The sequence below is a fragment of the Streptomyces sp. NPDC013187 genome (assembly GCF_042899705.1).
Classification (GTDB): Bacteria; Actinomycetota; Actinomycetes; order Streptomycetales; family Streptomycetaceae; genus Streptomyces; species Streptomyces hawaiiensis_A.
Genome location: NZ_JBIBAF010000009.1, coordinates 236,621 through 252,351 on the forward strand (window position 1 = coordinate 236,621; position 15,731 = coordinate 252,351).

Annotated in this window: 16 protein-coding genes; 7 read left to right on the forward strand and 9 right to left on the reverse strand. The window is 73.2% G+C overall.

All coding sequences use genetic code 11. The features are described 5' to 3' along the window. Position 1: 1 nt before the first annotated feature. Positions 2-2,452, reverse strand: coding sequence for a hypothetical protein (locus ACFY5B_RS20990; RefSeq protein WP_389971306.1), 2,451 nt, complete (start codon positions 2,450-2,452; stop codon positions 2-4). A gap of 293 nt (positions 2,453-2,745) precedes the next feature. Here ACFY5B_RS20990 and ACFY5B_RS20995 point away from each other — a divergent pair, with 293 nt between their 5' ends. After that, entirely contained in the window at positions 2,746-3,576 is an 831-nt protein-coding gene (locus ACFY5B_RS20995) for a DeoR/GlpR family DNA-binding transcription regulator (protein WP_053668592.1), read from the forward strand. 77 nt (positions 3,577-3,653) lie between these two features. Here ACFY5B_RS20995 and ACFY5B_RS21000 read toward each other — a convergent pair whose 3' ends face one another. Then, positions 3,654-4,778, reverse strand: coding sequence for a PLP-dependent cysteine synthase family protein (locus tag ACFY5B_RS21000; RefSeq protein WP_389971308.1), 1,125 nt, complete (start codon positions 4,776-4,778; stop codon positions 3,654-3,656). A 504-nt stretch (positions 4,779-5,282) separates the two neighbouring features. Between ACFY5B_RS21000 and ACFY5B_RS21005 the strand changes: the two genes are divergently transcribed. Both ACFY5B_RS21005 and ACFY5B_RS21010 read left to right on the forward strand, forming a co-directional pair. Beyond that, the gene (locus ACFY5B_RS21005) at positions 5,283-5,606 is read left to right on the forward strand and encodes a hypothetical protein (RefSeq protein ID WP_351630499.1); all 324 of its coding nucleotides are present in this window, start codon (positions 5,283-5,285) and stop codon (positions 5,604-5,606) included. A 183-nt stretch (positions 5,607-5,789) separates the two neighbouring features. Next, the gene (locus ACFY5B_RS21010) at positions 5,790-6,332 is read left to right on the forward strand and encodes an ATP-binding protein (RefSeq protein ID WP_389971311.1); all 543 of its coding nucleotides are present in this window, start codon (positions 5,790-5,792) and stop codon (positions 6,330-6,332) included. A 192-nt stretch (positions 6,333-6,524) separates the two neighbouring features. Here ACFY5B_RS21010 and ACFY5B_RS21015 read toward each other — a convergent pair whose 3' ends face one another. Beyond that, complete coding sequence (locus tag ACFY5B_RS21015) at positions 6,525-6,809, reverse strand: SHOCT domain-containing protein (protein ID WP_389971313.1); 285 nt, start codon at positions 6,807-6,809, stop codon at positions 6,525-6,527. A 165-nt stretch (positions 6,810-6,974) separates the two neighbouring features. Between ACFY5B_RS21015 and ACFY5B_RS21020 the strand changes: the two genes are divergently transcribed. From ACFY5B_RS21020 to ACFY5B_RS21030, 3 genes are read left to right on the forward strand one after another with little or no spacing between them, the layout of a single operon-like run. Beyond that, the gene (locus tag ACFY5B_RS21020) at positions 6,975-7,553 is read left to right on the forward strand and encodes a TetR/AcrR family transcriptional regulator (RefSeq protein ID WP_389971315.1); all 579 of its coding nucleotides are present in this window, start codon (positions 6,975-6,977) and stop codon (positions 7,551-7,553) included. A gap of 11 nt (positions 7,554-7,564) precedes the next feature. Continuing rightward, on the forward strand, positions 7,565-8,143 hold the full coding sequence (locus ACFY5B_RS21025; RefSeq protein ID WP_389971317.1) for a DUF4865 family protein: 579 nt from the start codon (positions 7,565-7,567) through the stop codon (positions 8,141-8,143). Then, on the forward strand, positions 8,140-9,063 hold the full coding sequence (locus ACFY5B_RS21030) for a phosphotriesterase (protein WP_389971319.1): 924 nt from the start codon (positions 8,140-8,142) through the stop codon (positions 9,061-9,063). The genes ACFY5B_RS21025 and ACFY5B_RS21030 overlap by 4 nt, the downstream gene beginning before the upstream one ends. Before the next feature lie 14 nt (positions 9,064-9,077). Here ACFY5B_RS21030 and ACFY5B_RS21035 read toward each other — a convergent pair whose 3' ends face one another. From ACFY5B_RS21035 to ACFY5B_RS21050, 4 genes are all read right to left on the reverse strand, one after another. Next, entirely contained in the window at positions 9,078-9,500 is a 423-nt protein-coding gene (locus ACFY5B_RS21035; protein ID WP_389971321.1) for a PPOX class F420-dependent oxidoreductase, read from the reverse strand. A 12-nt stretch (positions 9,501-9,512) separates the two neighbouring features. Then, a complete protein-coding gene (locus ACFY5B_RS21040) occupies positions 9,513-10,403 on the reverse strand; it encodes an NAD(P)-dependent oxidoreductase (protein WP_389971323.1) in 891 nt (296 codons plus the stop codon). A gap of 143 nt (positions 10,404-10,546) precedes the next feature. Next, complete coding sequence (locus ACFY5B_RS21045; protein WP_389971325.1) at positions 10,547-11,794, reverse strand: ROK family protein; 1,248 nt, start codon at positions 11,792-11,794, stop codon at positions 10,547-10,549. Then, positions 11,791-12,522 (reverse strand): alpha-ketoglutarate-dependent dioxygenase AlkB family protein, encoded by a 732-nt coding sequence (locus ACFY5B_RS21050; protein WP_389971327.1) that lies wholly within the window; start codon positions 12,520-12,522, stop codon positions 11,791-11,793. The genes ACFY5B_RS21045 and ACFY5B_RS21050 overlap by 4 nt, the downstream gene beginning before the upstream one ends. A 68-nt stretch (positions 12,523-12,590) precedes the next feature. On the opposite strand from ACFY5B_RS21050, the gene ACFY5B_RS21055 reads away from it, so the two are divergent. Next, on the forward strand, positions 12,591-13,721 hold the full coding sequence (locus tag ACFY5B_RS21055) for a methyltransferase (RefSeq protein WP_389971329.1): 1,131 nt from the start codon (positions 12,591-12,593) through the stop codon (positions 13,719-13,721). A 119-nt stretch (positions 13,722-13,840) separates the two neighbouring features. Here the strand turns inward: ACFY5B_RS21055 and ACFY5B_RS21060 are convergent, their stop codons facing one another. Both ACFY5B_RS21060 and ACFY5B_RS21065 read right to left on the reverse strand, forming a co-directional pair. After that, on the reverse strand, positions 13,841-14,701 hold the full coding sequence (locus ACFY5B_RS21060; RefSeq protein WP_389971330.1) for a ketose-bisphosphate aldolase: 861 nt from the start codon (positions 14,699-14,701) through the stop codon (positions 13,841-13,843). 13 nt (positions 14,702-14,714) lie between these two features. Next, a complete protein-coding gene (locus ACFY5B_RS21065) occupies positions 14,715-15,596 on the reverse strand; it encodes an SIS domain-containing protein (RefSeq protein ID WP_389971332.1) in 882 nt (293 codons plus the stop codon). Positions 15,597-15,731 lie beyond the last annotated feature (135 nt).

The window sequence follows — 15,731 nt, forward strand, 5'->3', positions numbered from 1 at the left end:
CCTAGGCGGCGGGCGGCTCCGGCCGGTGGCGCGGCGAAGGCACCCCCGGATGCTCCGACCGGCTCTCCGGGTGCTCCGACCGACCCTCCGGATGCTCGGACCGGCCCTCAAGAGGCTCGGCGGGCATCCCCGGGAGCTCTGACGGCGCATCGGGCCGCAGCCGGGCCAGCAGTGTGCGGCGCTCCTCGGCGAACACCGGGTCCGCCTGGTAGTCGGAGTGGCCGAGGATCGGCGCGGGCAGCGGCAGCAGGGCGGTGCGGCCGTGGGCGAGGGGGTCCATCAGCGGGGCGTGGTCGACCTGCGGGCCGCGGACGCCGGGCAGGCGCATCGGACCGCCGATGGGGTCGGTGAGCCGGTAGAGGTTGCGCCAGCAGTCGACGTCCCGGTGCAGGGAGCTGAGTGCGGCGGGCCCGAAGTGGGCCGGGAACCAGCGGCCGTAGAGGCGCTCCAGCGGGGAGCCGTAGGTCAGCAGGGCGACGCGCTTGCGGGCGGACGGGGCGAGTTGCCAGGCCGCGGCGGCGGCGAGGACGCTGCCCTGCGAGTGCCCGGAGATGACCAGCCGTCCGCCGGTGGCGCGCGTCCAGGTCGCCATCCGCCAGGTCAGGTCGGGCACCGCGCGCTCGGCGTAGCAGGGTGGGGCGAAGGGGTGGGAGGCGCGGGGCCAGAAGGTGCCGACGTCCCAGAGGATGCCGATCGTGCGGCGGGCCGCGGCGTCCTTGTAGGCGCGTCGGCCCCAGGTGACGAAGAGTATGAAGCCGAGGCCGATCAGCCAGGAGCCGAGGGCCTGGGCGGTCTCGGCGGCGCCGTGGACGACGGGGTAGGTGCCCTGCGCTGCCTCGCCGGGGGTCTCGTCGGTGGCGAGGGCGCCCACGAGGGCTCCGGCGCCGAGCAGCAGGGTGACGCCGGAGGTGACGGCGACGATGCGGGGTCCGCGGTCGGTGAGCGAGGCCATCGCACGGGTGTAGGCGATACGGCGGGTGCGGGCGCGGTCCTGGTTCTCGTCCGGGTAGTCGAGTGCCACGGCGGTGCGCTCGGCGCGGGCCAGCTGCCAGGCGCGGTGGGCCAGCCAGCCGAAGAGCCCCAGCAGCACGACGAGCAGCGGGGGGATCACGGAGGCCTGCCAGGTCAGCAGCACCGGCGGGCCCTCGATGGACGCCCCGGTGCCGTCCAGCCAGTCGGACACGCGCTGGGACACGCCGCCGGACATTACCCCGCCGAGCGCGCAGGCCAGCATCGCCACCGCGGGTCCGCCCAAGCCCCGCAGCACCGCCCGGCGGTCGGGGTCGGTGCGGTGCAGGACGTGCGCGACGACCCCGAGGACGATCACCAGCAGGCCCTGGACCAGGGCGATCCCGCCGAAGGTCGTGTCACCCGGCAGCCGGCCTTCCGACGTCCACCCGGGGCGCTCCCACCCGGCGTACACCACGGCGAGGGCGAGCAGGACGAGCGCGGCGAGCGGCAGACGCCGTACGAAGCGCTCGTCGAGTTTCCGGTCCAGCCGTCTCTCACTGCGGCCACGGCGGCACACCACCCACACCACGGCGACCGCGCAGAGCGCGAGGGCCGCTTCCAGGAGCAGCCCCAGCGCGCCGAGTACGGCGGGGCCGCCGGGGCGCCGGTCGAAGCGGGCGGCGGCGCTGCCGACGGCGGCGGCGACCGTGATCAGACCGGCGGCGGTGTGCGCGGCGCGCAGCCGGGCCACCAGCCGGCGCCCGTACCAGAATCCGGGCCGGCCGAGGGCGGTCGGGCCGCCGTCCCCTTCGGGCTCGGGGGCACGCTCGATGGGCTGCTGGGACTCGTAGTCGCTCCAGGTGCGGCGGGAGAGGTACCACAGCAGGACGGTCAGGGCGGTGGGGACGGCGGCGGCGAGGGCGAGCCGGCGACCGGGGGCGCTCCACCAGCCGCCGTCCGAGACGGTGGGTGAGAGGAAGCCCAGCCAGGAGTGACGGTCGGCGCAGGCGGCGGTGCCCGCGCACTGCCAGGCCGCCAGGTCGAGGGCCACCTCGCAGGCCGCCGCGACGAGCAGCACCGTCAGGGTGAGCGCCGCGAGCCGCACCAGCAGGCCGTACAGCCGCACGGTACGGCGGCGGCCGTGGGCGGCGGGGCGCATCCAGTGGGCCAGGTTGACGACCATGAAGGGCAGCAGTAACAGCCACAGGGCGCGGGTGCCGTTGCCGGAGGTGAGGTTGCACCAGACGTACGCCTCGGGCACCGGCCCGTCGCGACGGCGGTCGTCGGGGCTGTGCTCGGCGTCGACGTCGTCGGCGCGCCGGAAGACGGCCGCGGTGTGGTCGCCGGTGATCCGCACCGTCCGCGGATCGTTGAGCATCTCCTGCGGTGTGGTGCCGCCCACGCCGTGGACCAGCAGCTCCAGGGCGGTTCCGCTCTCGCCGCGCCGCGTGGCGGGACCGTCCGGCCCTCCGGTCGACGCCTGTTCCTGCGCGCGTTCCACTGATTCGCACTTCCCCCGTGACACGCCGTCGGCTCTGTCCGTGCGGGCACAAGGATCTCCACTTCCGCGGCGTGGCACACCCCCTGTCACGGAATCTCACCGATCTGTGATGAAGCGGAGCGGGGAGAGGAGCGGGCGGGTGGCGCGGGCGTGATGAGCGGTCGGTGGCGCTGTCCGCCCCTCGACGTGCGAGGATGGGGCGTCCTCGCATCGCGGCCGGGAAGAATGTCCTGGTAAGGGCCGGTAAGCGCGGGGCGTGTCGACGGCATTGAGGCGAAAGGACCGGAGCGTACGTGAGCGAGAATCAGAACCTCCTCGCGGAGCAGCGGCGATCCCTGATCCTCGACGAGGTCCGCCGCCGGGGCGGTGTCCGGGTCAACGAGCTGACCCGCAAGCTCGGCGTGTCGGACATGACGGTCCGCCGTGACCTCGACGCGCTCGCCCGCCAGGGCGTGCTGGAGAAGGTGCACGGCGGCGCGGTACCGGTGGTCGAGGCGAGTACGCACGAACCGGGCTTCGAGGCCAAGTCCGGTCTGGAGCTCACCGCCAAGGAGGACATCGCACGCGCCGCGGCCAAGCTGGTGGCTCCGGGCGCGGCGATCGCCCTGTCGGGCGGTACGACGACGTTCGCGCTGGCACACCAGCTGCAGGACGTACCGGACCTCACGGTGGTCACCAACTCGGTGCGGGTCGCCGATGTGTTCCACGCGGCGCAGCGCACCTCGGGACCGCGGCAGGGCGCGGCCACGGTCGTGTTGACGGGCGGGGTGCGCACGCCCTCCGACTCGCTGGTGGGGCCGGTCGCCGACCAGGCGATCGCGGCGCTCCACTTCGATCTGCTGTTCCTCGGGGTGCACGGCATATCGGTCGAGGCCGGCCTGTCGACGCCCAATCTCGCGGAGGCCGAGACGAACCGGCGGCTCGTGCAGTCGGCCCGCCGGGTGGTCGTGGTCGCGGACCACACCAAGTGGGGCAAGGTGGGCCTGAGTTCGTTCGCCGCGCTGGAGCGGGTCGACACGCTCGTGACGGACGCCGGCCTGCCGGAAGAGGCACGTGGGGTGGTCGCGGACCATCTGCGGCGGCTGGTGGTGGCCGGGGAGCCCGAGGACGCCGAGGACATCTGAGGGCCCCTCAACCGGGGTGACGCACCGCACGCCACCCGCTCCCGCCCAGGAGGGCCCGGCGGTCGAGGGGCCGGGGCTCAGTCGGGCCAGACGCCCGTCTTCAGGAGTGAGTCGATCGCGGCGGTGTACGGCTCGATGTCCAGCCGCTGGCCGGCCAGCCAGGCGTCCGAGTAGTACTTGTCGAGATACCGGTCCCCCGGGTCGCACAGCAGGGTCACGACGCTGCCCTGCCGGCCGTCGGACACCATCTCGGCGACGATCTTCAGCGCGCTCCACAGGCCCGTGCCGGTGGAGCCGCCCGCCTTGCGGCCGATGGCGCGCTCCAGGGCCCGTACGGCGGCGACACTGGCCGCGTCGGGCACCTTCATCATGCGGTCGATCGCGCCGGGCACGAAGCTCGGTTCCATACGGGGCCGGCCGATGCCCTCGATACGGGAGCCGCAGTCACAGGTGACGTCCGGATCGCCGGTGGTCCAGCCCTCGAAGAAGCACGAGTTCTCGGGGTCGGCCACGCAGACGCGGGTGTCGTACTGCATGTAGTGGACGTAGCGCGCGAGGGTCGCCGAGGTGCCGCCGGTGCCCGCCGTGGCGACGATCCACGCCGGCTCGGGAAACCGCTCCAGGCGCAGCTGGCGGAAGATGGACTCGGCGATGTTGTTGTTCCCGCGCCAGTCCGTGGCCCGTTCGGCGTAGGTGAACTGGTCCATGTAGTGGCCGCCGGTCTCGGCCGCGAGGCGGGCGGACTCCGCGTACATCGTGCGAGGGTCGTCCACGAAGTGACATCGCCCGGAGTGGAACTCGATGAGGCGGATCTTCTCGGCGCTCGTCGTGCGCGGCATGACGGCGATGAAGGGCACGCCGATCAGCTTCGCGAAGTACGCCTCGGAGACGGCCGTCGAACCGCTGGAGGCCTCGATGACGGGCCGGTCCGGCCGGATCCAGCCGTTGCAGAGGCCGTAGAGGAAGAGGGAACGGGCGAGGCGGTGCTTGAGGCTGCCGGTGGGGTGGGTCGACTCGTCCTTCAGGTACAGGTCGATGCCCCACCGCTCCGGGAGGGGGAACTGGAGCAGATGGGTGTCGGCCGAGCGGTTGGCGTCGGCCTGGACTCTGCGGACGGCTTCTTTGAGCCACGTCCGGTAGGCGGCGTCGCTGTGGTCGACGTCGAGGGTCACGCCGGTCCGGGTCTGCTGGGAAGTGCTCACGGGGGGCTCCTAACGCTGCGCGCCGACGACGCGTCGCGCGGCCGACACCTCCGATCATAAGCACCTCGCGCACGCTTCTCACCTGCATAAACGCACCTTTGAGCCCCCCAAAGCGCCCCCTGGAGCAGAGCCGGGGCAAGGGGGCGCGTGGCCCCGGGGGCGCATCCGCGAGCGTGCTGCGGGCGCCCCCGGCGAGGGGGTCGCGGGCACTGGTGCCCGGCGCCGGGCGGGGGCAGACTGCACGGCGGGACCAAGGCCCCGGACGGGGTGACCGCAGGGGTACGACGCGTCTTCCGCAGAGGCTTGTGGGCACGGGCACCGCACCTCGGGAGAAACGGTGTGCGGGGTGCTCCGCGGTGCCGGGCCGGGGTCCTGACCGGGCACGACGCACCATCCGGAGGGGAGCGCCCCTGCGGACGGGGCACACTGGAACAGGACACGAGCCCGTACCGGGCATCGCGCGGAGCGAGCCGGTACACCGACGCGCACCAGGGGGCGGATGGCATGGGAGAGCCGGAGTTCAGGGCCACGGGCGTGCGGATCGGGAAGCGGCTGCGCTCGCTCACCCGGGCCGGACAGGTCCGGATCAACGACGGCCGACTCGAGCTCCTGACCAGCTACGGCAGTGAGATCGACAGCGCGCCGGTGCAGGCCGTGCGTGCCTCCAAGCCCTGGTTCGGCCCCGATGACCGGGCCACGGCGGATCTCAACGGCAAGCGGTACCTGCTCACCCTCGGCGAGAACGACCCCGCGCCGGGAGAGCCGGGCCCGCCGGCCGCGCGGCGCTTCATCGAGGCCGTGCGCAGGGCGGCGGGGCGTGGCGACTGAGATGTCCGCGAGTTGCGGTACCTCACCCCCTGCGTCACTCTGATCTCACGTCACTCTGGGTTTACCGGCGATAACGCTGCGAACCAGCCCGCCGGCCACGACAGCAGGCGGCAGTGTCACGCAGGCGCCCTGCTGGATCCGAATTCCGTGTTCTTCCGGACCTCACGTCGGGGAGTCGCAGCCGTGATCAGCTACCCAAGCAGGCACTGCACGGTGGAGCTCCAAGCCCTGCCGTCGCGGATCGGCCAGGTCCGCAGAATCGTCTCTGCGCAATTGCGCTACTGGCATCTGGATCCCCTGATCGACCGGGCCTCGCTCGGCGTGACGGAGCTGTTGTCCAACGTCCACCGGCATGCCCAGCCCGACAAGACGTGCACCGTGGAGATAGAGCTGCTGCTCGACCGGCTCATGGTCTCGGTGCGCGACGGCGATCCACGCATGCCCGTGGTGGAGGACCCTCAGGACATCGCACCGATGGCGACCTGTGGGCGCGGGCTCGCCATGGTCGCCGCCATGAGCGAGAGCTGGGGCGTACGGCCGGACGGCGAGTCCGGCAAGGTCGTGTGGTTCACCCTGCCGACGTCCGCCCCCGTGATGACGGCGCCGTCGCTCGGCACGCGGCGCACGGTGCAGGAGAAGCCCGAGCGCCGGTTCGCCGAGGTCGGGGCTTCCGCCGACGGGCTCAGGCCCGACCATGCTCCCGCCCGGTCCGCCGTTGCCGGCTGACCGGGCGGTGACCACCGTCCGCCCTCTGGTGCGCCGGGGGCGCACGCCGTTGCGTGCGCCCCCGTGGTGTACGCCGTCGCGTGCGCTCCCATGGGGTACGCCACTGTCACCGTGAGGCGACGGCGCACAGCACGTCCGGGGGTGCCGCACGCCGGGCCGGTCACGGCCCCGCGAGGCGCCGGCCGCGCCTGATCATCCCGTGCCCCCCTTGTGGCCGAACTCCTCGTTCAGCACGGACAGTCGGCGCCAGTACTCGTCCTCGTCGATGTCACCGGAGGCGAAGCGGCGTCCGAGCACGGCGATGGGTGAGTCGTGCCCGACCGTCTGCCGCTGCCCGGGGCCGCCGCGGCGTCCGCGCCACACGGTGCGGCGCAGCGCCGCGATGCAGCCGCCGATCACCAGCACCCAGATCACCGGGAAGAGCAGGATCCACGGGCCGGGCCCGCCACCGTCACCGGAATTCGCCAGGTTCTGCATGTCGTCCCACTCCTCGATGACTTCGTGCCGTGTGTCGCTTTCGAGAGTCGTCCGGCGAGGGGCCCCCGGTCGTCGTACGGGCAGCGGCACCGTGCGTACCTCGGTGGGAGTAGGCGGGCGGCCCTGTGAGTGCTTCGCGCACCCTCGACTTCTGTAACTACTGGTATGTACAGTGAGGGCATGAGCACCCTTGAACGGCTGATCGAGTCCACCCGTGAACTGCTGTGGGAGCGCGGCTACGTGGGCACCAGCCCCAAGGCGATCCTGGAGCGCGCGGACGCCGGACAGGGCAGCATGTACCACCACTTCAAGGGCAAGCCCGATCTCGCCCTGGCAGCGATCCGGCGGACCGCCGAGGAGATGCGGGCCACCGCCGCTGGAGTCCTCGACGGCCCGGGCACGCCGTACGAACGGATCGAGGCGTATCTGCGCCGCGAGCGGGACGTGCTGCGGGGCTGCCCGGTCGGCCGGCTGACGATGGACCCCGACGTGATCGCGAGCGCCGAACTGCGGGCACCGGTCGACGAGACGCTCGACTGGCTGCGCGGGCGGATCGCCGGGATCGTCGAAGAGGGCAAGACGCAGGGCCAGTTCGCGCCAGGCCTCGACGCCGGGGCGATCGCGGCGGCGGTCGTCGCGACCGTCCAAGGCGGCTACGTCCTCGCCCGCGCCTCCGGCTCACCCGCCGCGTTCGACGCGGGGGTCCGGGGACTGCTCTCCCTGCTGGCACCCCGGTCCTCCTGAGGAGACTTCCCATGCACGCCATGCAGTACGAGCTCACCCTGCCCGCGGGCTACGACATGAGCATCATCCGCGACCGCGTCGCCCGGCGGGGACGTCAGCTCGACGACTGGGACGGGCTGGGCCTCAAGGCCTACCTGGTGCGCGAGCGCGGGCTGCGCGCCTCGCCGGTCAACCAGTACGCGCCCTTCTACCTCTGGAACACCGTCGACGGCATGAACGCCTTTCTGTGGGGCGGCGGGTTCCAGGGGGTCAGGGACGACTTCGGGCGGCCGTCGGCACGGCAGTGGACGGGGCTGGCGTACGAGGAAGGAAACGGTTCGCACGCGCGGTTCGCGGTGCGGCGGCGTCGACCGGTGCCGGACGACGGGCCGTTGGCCGATGCCGTGCAGGACGCGGTGGGTGAGGCCGGGCGGTTGGCGGCGCAGGACGGTGCCCTGCTCGCCGCCTCGGCCGTCGACACCAGCCGCTGGGAGCTGGTGCACTTCTCCCTCTGGGAGCAGGATGCGCCCGAGGCCGAGGGTGACGTCTTCGAGGTGCTCCACCTGTCCGCGCCGGGCCGGGACCGGTTGCCCCGGGGACGCCAGTGGTGAGCGCTGTCCGCACGGTGCTGGGAGACGTGCCTCCGGCGGACCTGGGGGTGTGCGACGCCCACGACCATCTGTTCTTCGGCAGTCCCCGGCTGCCCGGCCAGGAGCTGCGCAGTGTGGCGGCGGCACGGGCGGAGCTGGCGGCGTTCCGCGACCAGGGCGGTGGAGCCGTCGTGCAGTGGACGCCGTACGGGCTCGGCCGGCGGGTCGCCGATCTGCCGCCGCTGTCCCGGGAGACCGGTGTGCACGTGGTCGCCGCGACCGGTCTGCACCAGGCCGTGCACTACGACGAGGAGACGCTCGCCGGGCTGCGGAGCCGGCTCGCCGAGGTCTTCGTCTCCGAACTCACCGAGGGCATCGGGACGTCGGGGGTGCGGGCGGGGCTCGTCAAGGTCGCGGGAGGTTTCCACGCGCTGGACGCGCACGCCCGCTGGACCATGACGGCGGCGGCCGAGGCGCATCATGCCACGGGCGCGACGATCACCGTGCACCTGGAGAGGGGGACCGGCGCGCTGGACGTACTGGACCTGCTCTGCGGGCGGTTGGGGGTCCCGCCGGACCGGGTGGTGCTGGGGCACCTCAACCGCTCCCCCGACTTGGTGGTGCACCGGCAGGCGGCGGAGTACGGCTGCTATCTGGCGTTCGACGGGCCGTCGCTCGCCCACCACGCCACGGACTGGCGGATGCCGGACGCCGTCCGGGCCCTCGCGGACGCCGGGTTCGGCGACCGGCTGCTGCTGGGCGCGGACACCACCACCACCGCCGCCGCCCGCTCGCTGGACGGCGGCCCCGGCATGCCGTACCTGTTGCGCCGGGTGCGGCCACGGCTCGCGCATGCCGTGGGCGAGGAGCTGGTGGGGCGCATCCTCACGGAAAACCCGGGCCGGGCGTTCGGGACGGAGTGGCGCCGAGCGGTGCGGTGACCGGACTCGACCTCTCAACCGCCGGCCTGGTCGCTGTCCTTCATCGAGCCCCAGCCGTGCCAGCGGTCGACCTCGATCCAGGCACTGACCCGGGGGCGGACACGGTCCGGGTAGGGCTTGCCGGTGTAGTGCCGGGCGAGGAGGTCGATATCGGCCAGGTCCTCGTCGGCGTGCATCTCGGTGACGCGGCCGATGAGGGTGACGTGGGTGTACCAGTCGTCGCCGGCGAGGACGGTGAGGGTGACGCGCGGGTCGCGGCGCAGGTGCTTGAGGCGTACCCGGCCCTCGTCGAGGTTGATCAGCACACGGCCGTCCTTCCACGCGTACCAGGTGGCGGTGGAGACGGGGGCGCCGTCGGAGCGCAGGGTGGCCATGACACACGGGTTGGGCTTGCTCAGCAGGGCCTCGGCCTCGGGCGGCAGCGGCGGCTTGGACATGTGAGGAACTTCCTAGGAGTCGGTCTTTTCGTCGAAGCTGGCGAAGTAGGCCGCGACCATGTCCTCGTCGGCGTGGCCCTGGGCGGCGGCACGCTCCATACGGGCGGCGGTCGCTTCGGCGACGTCCAGGCGGACGCCGTGGTCCAGACCGGCCCGAACGATCAGCCGGGCGTCCTTGGCGGCGGTGTTCACAGCGAACTGGGGCGGCGTGAGCCTGTCTTCGAGGACGAGATCGGACTTGGCACGCAGATAGCCCATGTCGAGGGGGCCGCCGGCGACGAGGTCGAAGAAGCCTTGCGGGTCGACACCGAGGGCCTTGGACAGGGCGAGGGCCTCACCGGCGGCGGCCGTGACGGCCAGCACCCAGCTGTTGGCCACCAGCTTCAGCCGGGTGGCAGCGCCCAGCGCCCCGTCCTCACCGCTCCACACGGTCCGGGCGCCGACGGCGTCGAAGACCGGCGTCACCTTCTCGCGACTCTCGGTGGGGCCGGCCGCGAGCACGGTCAGCTTCCCGGACTCGGCGGGCTGGCGGGTGCCCAGGACGGGGGCGTCGTAGAAGACCAGGCCGTGGTCGCGGGCGAAGGCGGCCAGCTCGGCGATGTCCTCGATGCCCGCGGTGGTCGACTGCGCCCAGACGGTGCCGGGGCGCAGGGCGGGGGCCGCCTCACGCATGGTGTTCAGGGTGGCGGGCCCGTCGTGGAGCATGGTCAGGACGACGTCGGCGTCCAGGACCGCCTGCGCGGGGCTGTCGGCGATCCGTACGCCCTCGGCGGCCAGCGGCTCGGCCTTGGCCCGGGTGCGGTTCCAGGCGTGGACGGTGTGTCCGGCCCGGGCGAGATTGCGGGCCATGGCGGTGCCCATGATGCCGGTGCCCAGGACGCTCACGGTGAGTGTGTCGGTCATTGCGTCAACTTCCTCGGTGGTGCTGTGCGGGCGGACTGCCTGCGGATCAGCCTGCCCGCTCAGCGGCGCGCCTTCCCGGAAGCGGCGCGGACAAGCCTGATACCGGTGGGGTCCGTCTCGCGGCCCTCGCGCCGAGCCACCGGTCACGTCCGCGGGGCCAGCGCTCCCAGCGGATCGTCCAGGACCGGCTGCCAGGCCAGTTCCGCCGCGCCGACCAGGCTGTTGTGGTCGAGGGTGCAGGGCAGGATGGGGACACCGCCGCTCTGGCCCCACAGACTGCGGTCGGCCACGACCGCGCGCAGGCGGCCCGGGTCTGCGTCGAGGAGGGTTCGGTGCAGGCCGCCGAGGATGATGCGGTCCGGGTTGAGGATGTTGACCAGGCCCGCGAGGCCGAGGCCGAGGCGGTCGATGAGGGTCTCGGCGGCGGTGCGGACGCCCGGGTCGTCGTAGTGGTGACGGATCAGGTCGATGGACTGCTGGAGCAGGGAAACCTCGGGGCCCGGTTCGCGTCCGGCCTCCGTGAGGAAGGCCAGCGGGTCGGTCTCCACGTCGAGGCAGCCGCGGCTGCCGCAGTGGCAGGGGCGGCCCTCGGGGTGCACGGTGAGGTGCCCGACCTCCAGCGCGAGGCCCGAACTGCCCCGGTGGAGGCGGCCGTCGAGGACGAGCGCGCCACCGACTCCACGGTGGCCGGTGGCCACGCACAGCAGGTCGCGGGCGCCTCGGCCGGCACCGTGCCGGTGCTCGGCGAGGGCGGCGAGGTTGACGTCGTTCGCGGCGAACGCGGGTCCGTCCAACCCGGCCGCGCGTACCTGCTCGGCGAAGATGTCCCGCACGGGCGCGCCCGCGGGCCAGGCCAGGTGGAGCGGGTTCAGCGCCAGTCCCTCGGGTTCGGCGACGGCGGAGGGTACGGCGAGGCCCGCGCCCACGCACCGCAGTCCCGTCTCGCGCAGCAGCTCGGCGCCGGCCGTGACGACGGAGGCGAGCACCTTCGCCGGGTCTTCTTCGACGACCTCGCAGCCGGGCGCGGTGGCGACGATCCGGCCGCCCAGTCCGACCAGCGCCGCCCGGAACCCGTCGGCGTGCACCTGCGCGGCCAGCGCGACGGGCCCGTCGTCGGCGACGGCCAGTCTGTGGGAGGGCCTGCCCTGCGAGCCGGCCGCCGCGCCGGGCCGGGCGTCGACCCGGATCAGCCCGAGTGCCTCCAGCTCGACGGCGACCGCGCCGGCGGTCGCCCGCGTCACCCCGAGCTCGGCGGTGAGCACGGCCCGGGTCGGGGCACGTCCGGTGTGCACGAGCTCCAGTGCGGGTCCGAGCGCTGCGCGCCCCCGGTCGAGCCGCGCCCTCGAAGTGCTCCCGTTCCCCGCCTGCCGGGGGTCCGCCTTCCCGCTCATGAGGGCGAGTCTCCCATGATCCGCCGGGATGGTGGCCGAGCGTGCCCGCCGGGCCTCGCCGTGCGGCCGGGGTCGCTGTCCGCCGGGCACCGGAGGCCGCTCACCCGGAGCGTGATGTTGAGCCGCCCGGTCAGCCCAAGCCCCGGCGGTGCCGTCCCTGGGTGGATGCGGGGGACCCCGTGGTAGGCGAGACGGGAGGGGCCACCGAAGACGAACAGGTCGCCGCTGCGCAGCTCGACGTCGGTGTAGGGCCTGCGCGTCGCGGTGTTGCCGAAGCGGAAGACGCAGGTGTCACCGAGGCTGAGCGACACCACCGGGGCGTCCGACTTCTCGTCGCTGTCGCGGTGCATGCCCATGCGGGCGTCGGCGTCGTAGAAATTGATCAGCGCGATGTCGTAGTCCGGCGCGGGTCCCCCGAGGGTGTCGCGGACCGCCCGGCGGCCGAGTTCGCCGAGCCACGGCGGGAACGGCTTCACCGGGGCGCCGTCCCCGTCGGCGACCGTGCGGGCGTAGGCGTAGGGGTACCAGTGCCAGCCGAGGCAGACCTGCCGGGCGGTCATGGTGCCGCCTCCGGGGGTGCGGACCGTGCGCAGCCCTGCGGGCGGCCGGGCCCAGTCGCGGCACGCGTCGAGCAGCTCCGACTGGCGTTCCGCGTCCAGCCAGTCGGGCAGGTGCACGGCGCCGGGCGCGACCTGCGTACGGGCCCTCGGGAACAGCTCGGCGTCCATGCCTTCCATGGTGCCCGACACGCCCTGAGCTGCGGCTCGGCTAGCCTGGTCGCACGATGGACGACCGTATGACGACGCCGTGGGGCGAGCCGGCGCTGACCCGTTTCCCCGAGGACCCGCGCGACCGGCTGCGCGCCTGGGACGCCTCGGACGAATACCTGCTGAGGCATCTGGCCGCGGAGCGGGTGCCGCTGGACGGCTCGGTCGTGGTGGTCGGGGACCGCTGGGGTGCGCTGGTCACGGCGCTCGCGGCGCACCGGCCGGTGCAGATCACCGACTCCTGGCTCGCGCAGGAGGCGACCCGCGCCAACCTCGCGCGGGCCGGCGTCGAGCCGGGTGCGGTGGGGCTGCTCACCACGCAGGATCCGCCGCCCGGGCGGATCGACGTGCTGCTGGTGCGGGTGCCCAAGAGCCTGGCGCTGCTGGAGGACCAGTTGCTGCGGCTGGCGCCGGCGGTGCACGCGGGAACGGTCGTGGTCGGCACGGGCATGGTGAAGGAGATCCACACCTCGACGCTGGAGTTGTTCGAGCGGATCCTCGGCCCGACCCGTACCTCCCTCGCCGAGAAGAAGGCCCGGCTGATCTTCTGCACGCCGGACCCCACGCTGGAGCGGCCCGCCAACCCGTGGCCGTACGTCTACACGCTGCCGGACGGCATCGGTCCCGCCTCGCGCGGGACCGTCGTCAACCACGCCGGGGTGTTCTGCGCCGACCGGCTCGACATCGGGACGCGGTTCTTCCTCAGCCATCTGCCCGACGGGCAGGGCGGCCGGGTGGTGGACCTGGGGTGTGGCAACGGCGTGGTGGGCACGTCGGTGGCGTTGGCCGACCCGGGTGCCGAGGTGCTGTTCGTGGACGAGTCGTTCCAGGCGGTGGCCTCGGCGGAGGCGACGTACCAGGCGAACGGCGTGCCGGGACAGGCCGTGTTCCGGGTCGGGGACGGGCTGGCGGGCGTGCCGTCCGGCAGTGTCGATCTGGTCCTGAACAACCCGCCGTTCCACTCCCACCAGGCGACGACGGACGCCACTGCCTGGCGGATGTTCACGGGGGCGCGGCGCGCGTTGCGGCCGGGCGGGGAGCTGTGGGTGGTCGGCAACCGGCATCTGGGCTACCACGTCAAGCTGCGGAAGCTGTTCGGCAACAGCCGGCTCGTGGCGAGCGATCCGAAGTTCGTGGTGCTGAAGGCCGTCAAGCGGTAGCGGTGCCGAGGGTCTTCAAGGTCTCGCCACCGCAGTTCCTGGTGCTGAAGGCCGTCAAGCGGTAGCGGTGCCGAGGGTCTTCAAGGTCTCGCCACCGCAGTTCGTGGTGCTGAAGGCCGTCAAGCGGTGGCGGTGCCGAGGGTCTTCAGGGTCCTCGCCACCGCCCGTGTCATCGCCTCCCGCGCGGGGGTCAGGTAGCCGCGCGGGTCGACCGCCTCGGGCCGGTCCGTGAGGAACTCCCGGATCGCTCCGGTCAGCGCGATGTTCAGGGCCGTGCCGATGTTGACCTTGGTGATGCCGCCCGCCACGGCCGCCGTGAGTTCGTCGTCCGGGACGCCGGAGGAGCCGTGCAGGACGAGCGGGACGTCCAGTGCGGCCGACAGGCGTTTCAGCAGGGCGTGGTCGAGGGCGGCGGTGCGGGTGGTCATGGCGTGGGAGGTGCCGATGGCGACGGCGAGGGCGTCCACACCCGAGTCGGCGACGAACGCCCGTGCCTCGTCGGGGTCGGTGCGGGCGCCGGGCGCGTGCGCGTCCAGCGGCGGTCTGCCGTTCTTGCCGCCGATCTGGCCCAGCTCGGCCTCGATCCACAGCCCTTGGGTGTGCGCCCAGTCGACCGCCGCCCGGGTCGCCGCGAGGTTCTTCGCGTAGGGCAGCCGTGCCGCGTCGTACATCACGGAGCTGAAACCGGCGTCCGCGGCCTGGTGCAGCAGGGTGTCGCTCTGCACGTGGTCGAGGTGCAACGCGACCGGCACGGCTGCGTGTTCGGCCGCGGTGACGGCCGCGCGGGCGAGCGGGAGCATCTGTCCGCCGCGGAACTTCACCGCGTTCTCGCTGACCTGGAGGACGACGGGGGCGCGGACCGACTCGGCGCCCGCGATGACCGCCTCGACGTGCTCCAGTGTGATGACGTTGAAGGAGGCGACGGCGGAGCCGGCCGTCGCGGCGCGGGTGACGAGGTCGCCGGTGGTGGTGAGGGGCACGGGGTCTCCTGGGTCAGGGTTCGAGGATCACCGAGCGCGTCAGGTGGCGCGGGGTGTCGGGGTCCAGCCCGCGGGAGGCGGCGACGGCGACCGCGAGCCGGTGGACGCGGACGAGTTCGGCGAGCGGGTCCAGGGCTCCGGCGATCCACGACGCGCCGGTGCCGCGTACCTGTTCGGCGAGTCCGTCCGGTGCGTCGCCCAGCATCCAGGTGGCCGTGCCCTCGGTGCTGACGCTGATGGGGCCGTGCCGGTACTCCATCGCCGGGTAGGCCTCCGCCCAGGCCAGGGCGGCCTCGCGCATCTTCAGCCCGGCCTCGTTGGCCAGGCCGACGGTCCAGCCGCGCCCCAGGAAAGTGAACTGCCCGCATTCAACGAGCCCTCCGGGCAGCGGCTCGGCCAGGGCGGTGCGCGCGTCGGTGACGGCGGTGCCGGGGTGGAGGCCGAGGTGGGCGCGCAGCAGGGTGAGGGCCGTGGTCGCGAACCGGGTCTGCACGACGGAGCGTTCGTCGGCGAAGTCCAGGACGGCGAGGTCGTCGGCGGCCGTCGTCACCGGCGTGTCCGGGTCGGCGGTGATCGCGGTGGTGCGGGTACCGTCCTCCAACCGGGTCAGCAGGTCCAGGACTTCGGTCGTGGTGCCGGAGCGGGTGAGGGCGACGACCCGGTCGTAGCGGCGGCCGTGGGGGAACTCCGAGGCGGCGAAGGCGTCGGTCTCGCCCTGGCCCGCGCCCTCGCGCAGGGCCGCGGCGGCCTGTGCCATGAAGTACGACGTGCCGCAGCCGACGATGGCGACCCGCTCCCCCGGCGCCGGCAGCGCCTTCAGGAACCGGGGCGCTTCCGACGCGGCGCGTTCCCAGCACTCGGGTTGGCTCGCCAGTTCGTCCTCGACATGCCTCATCCCGCACCCTCCGCTTCACAAGCCCGCACCTCTGATTGTTCCTGCAAGATATAGCCATCTTTCGAGCATCATCAAACATCAGCGTGCGATCTGATGCGCTAGGGTCGCCGGAGATCGAGACGTGGAGGTGTGCGG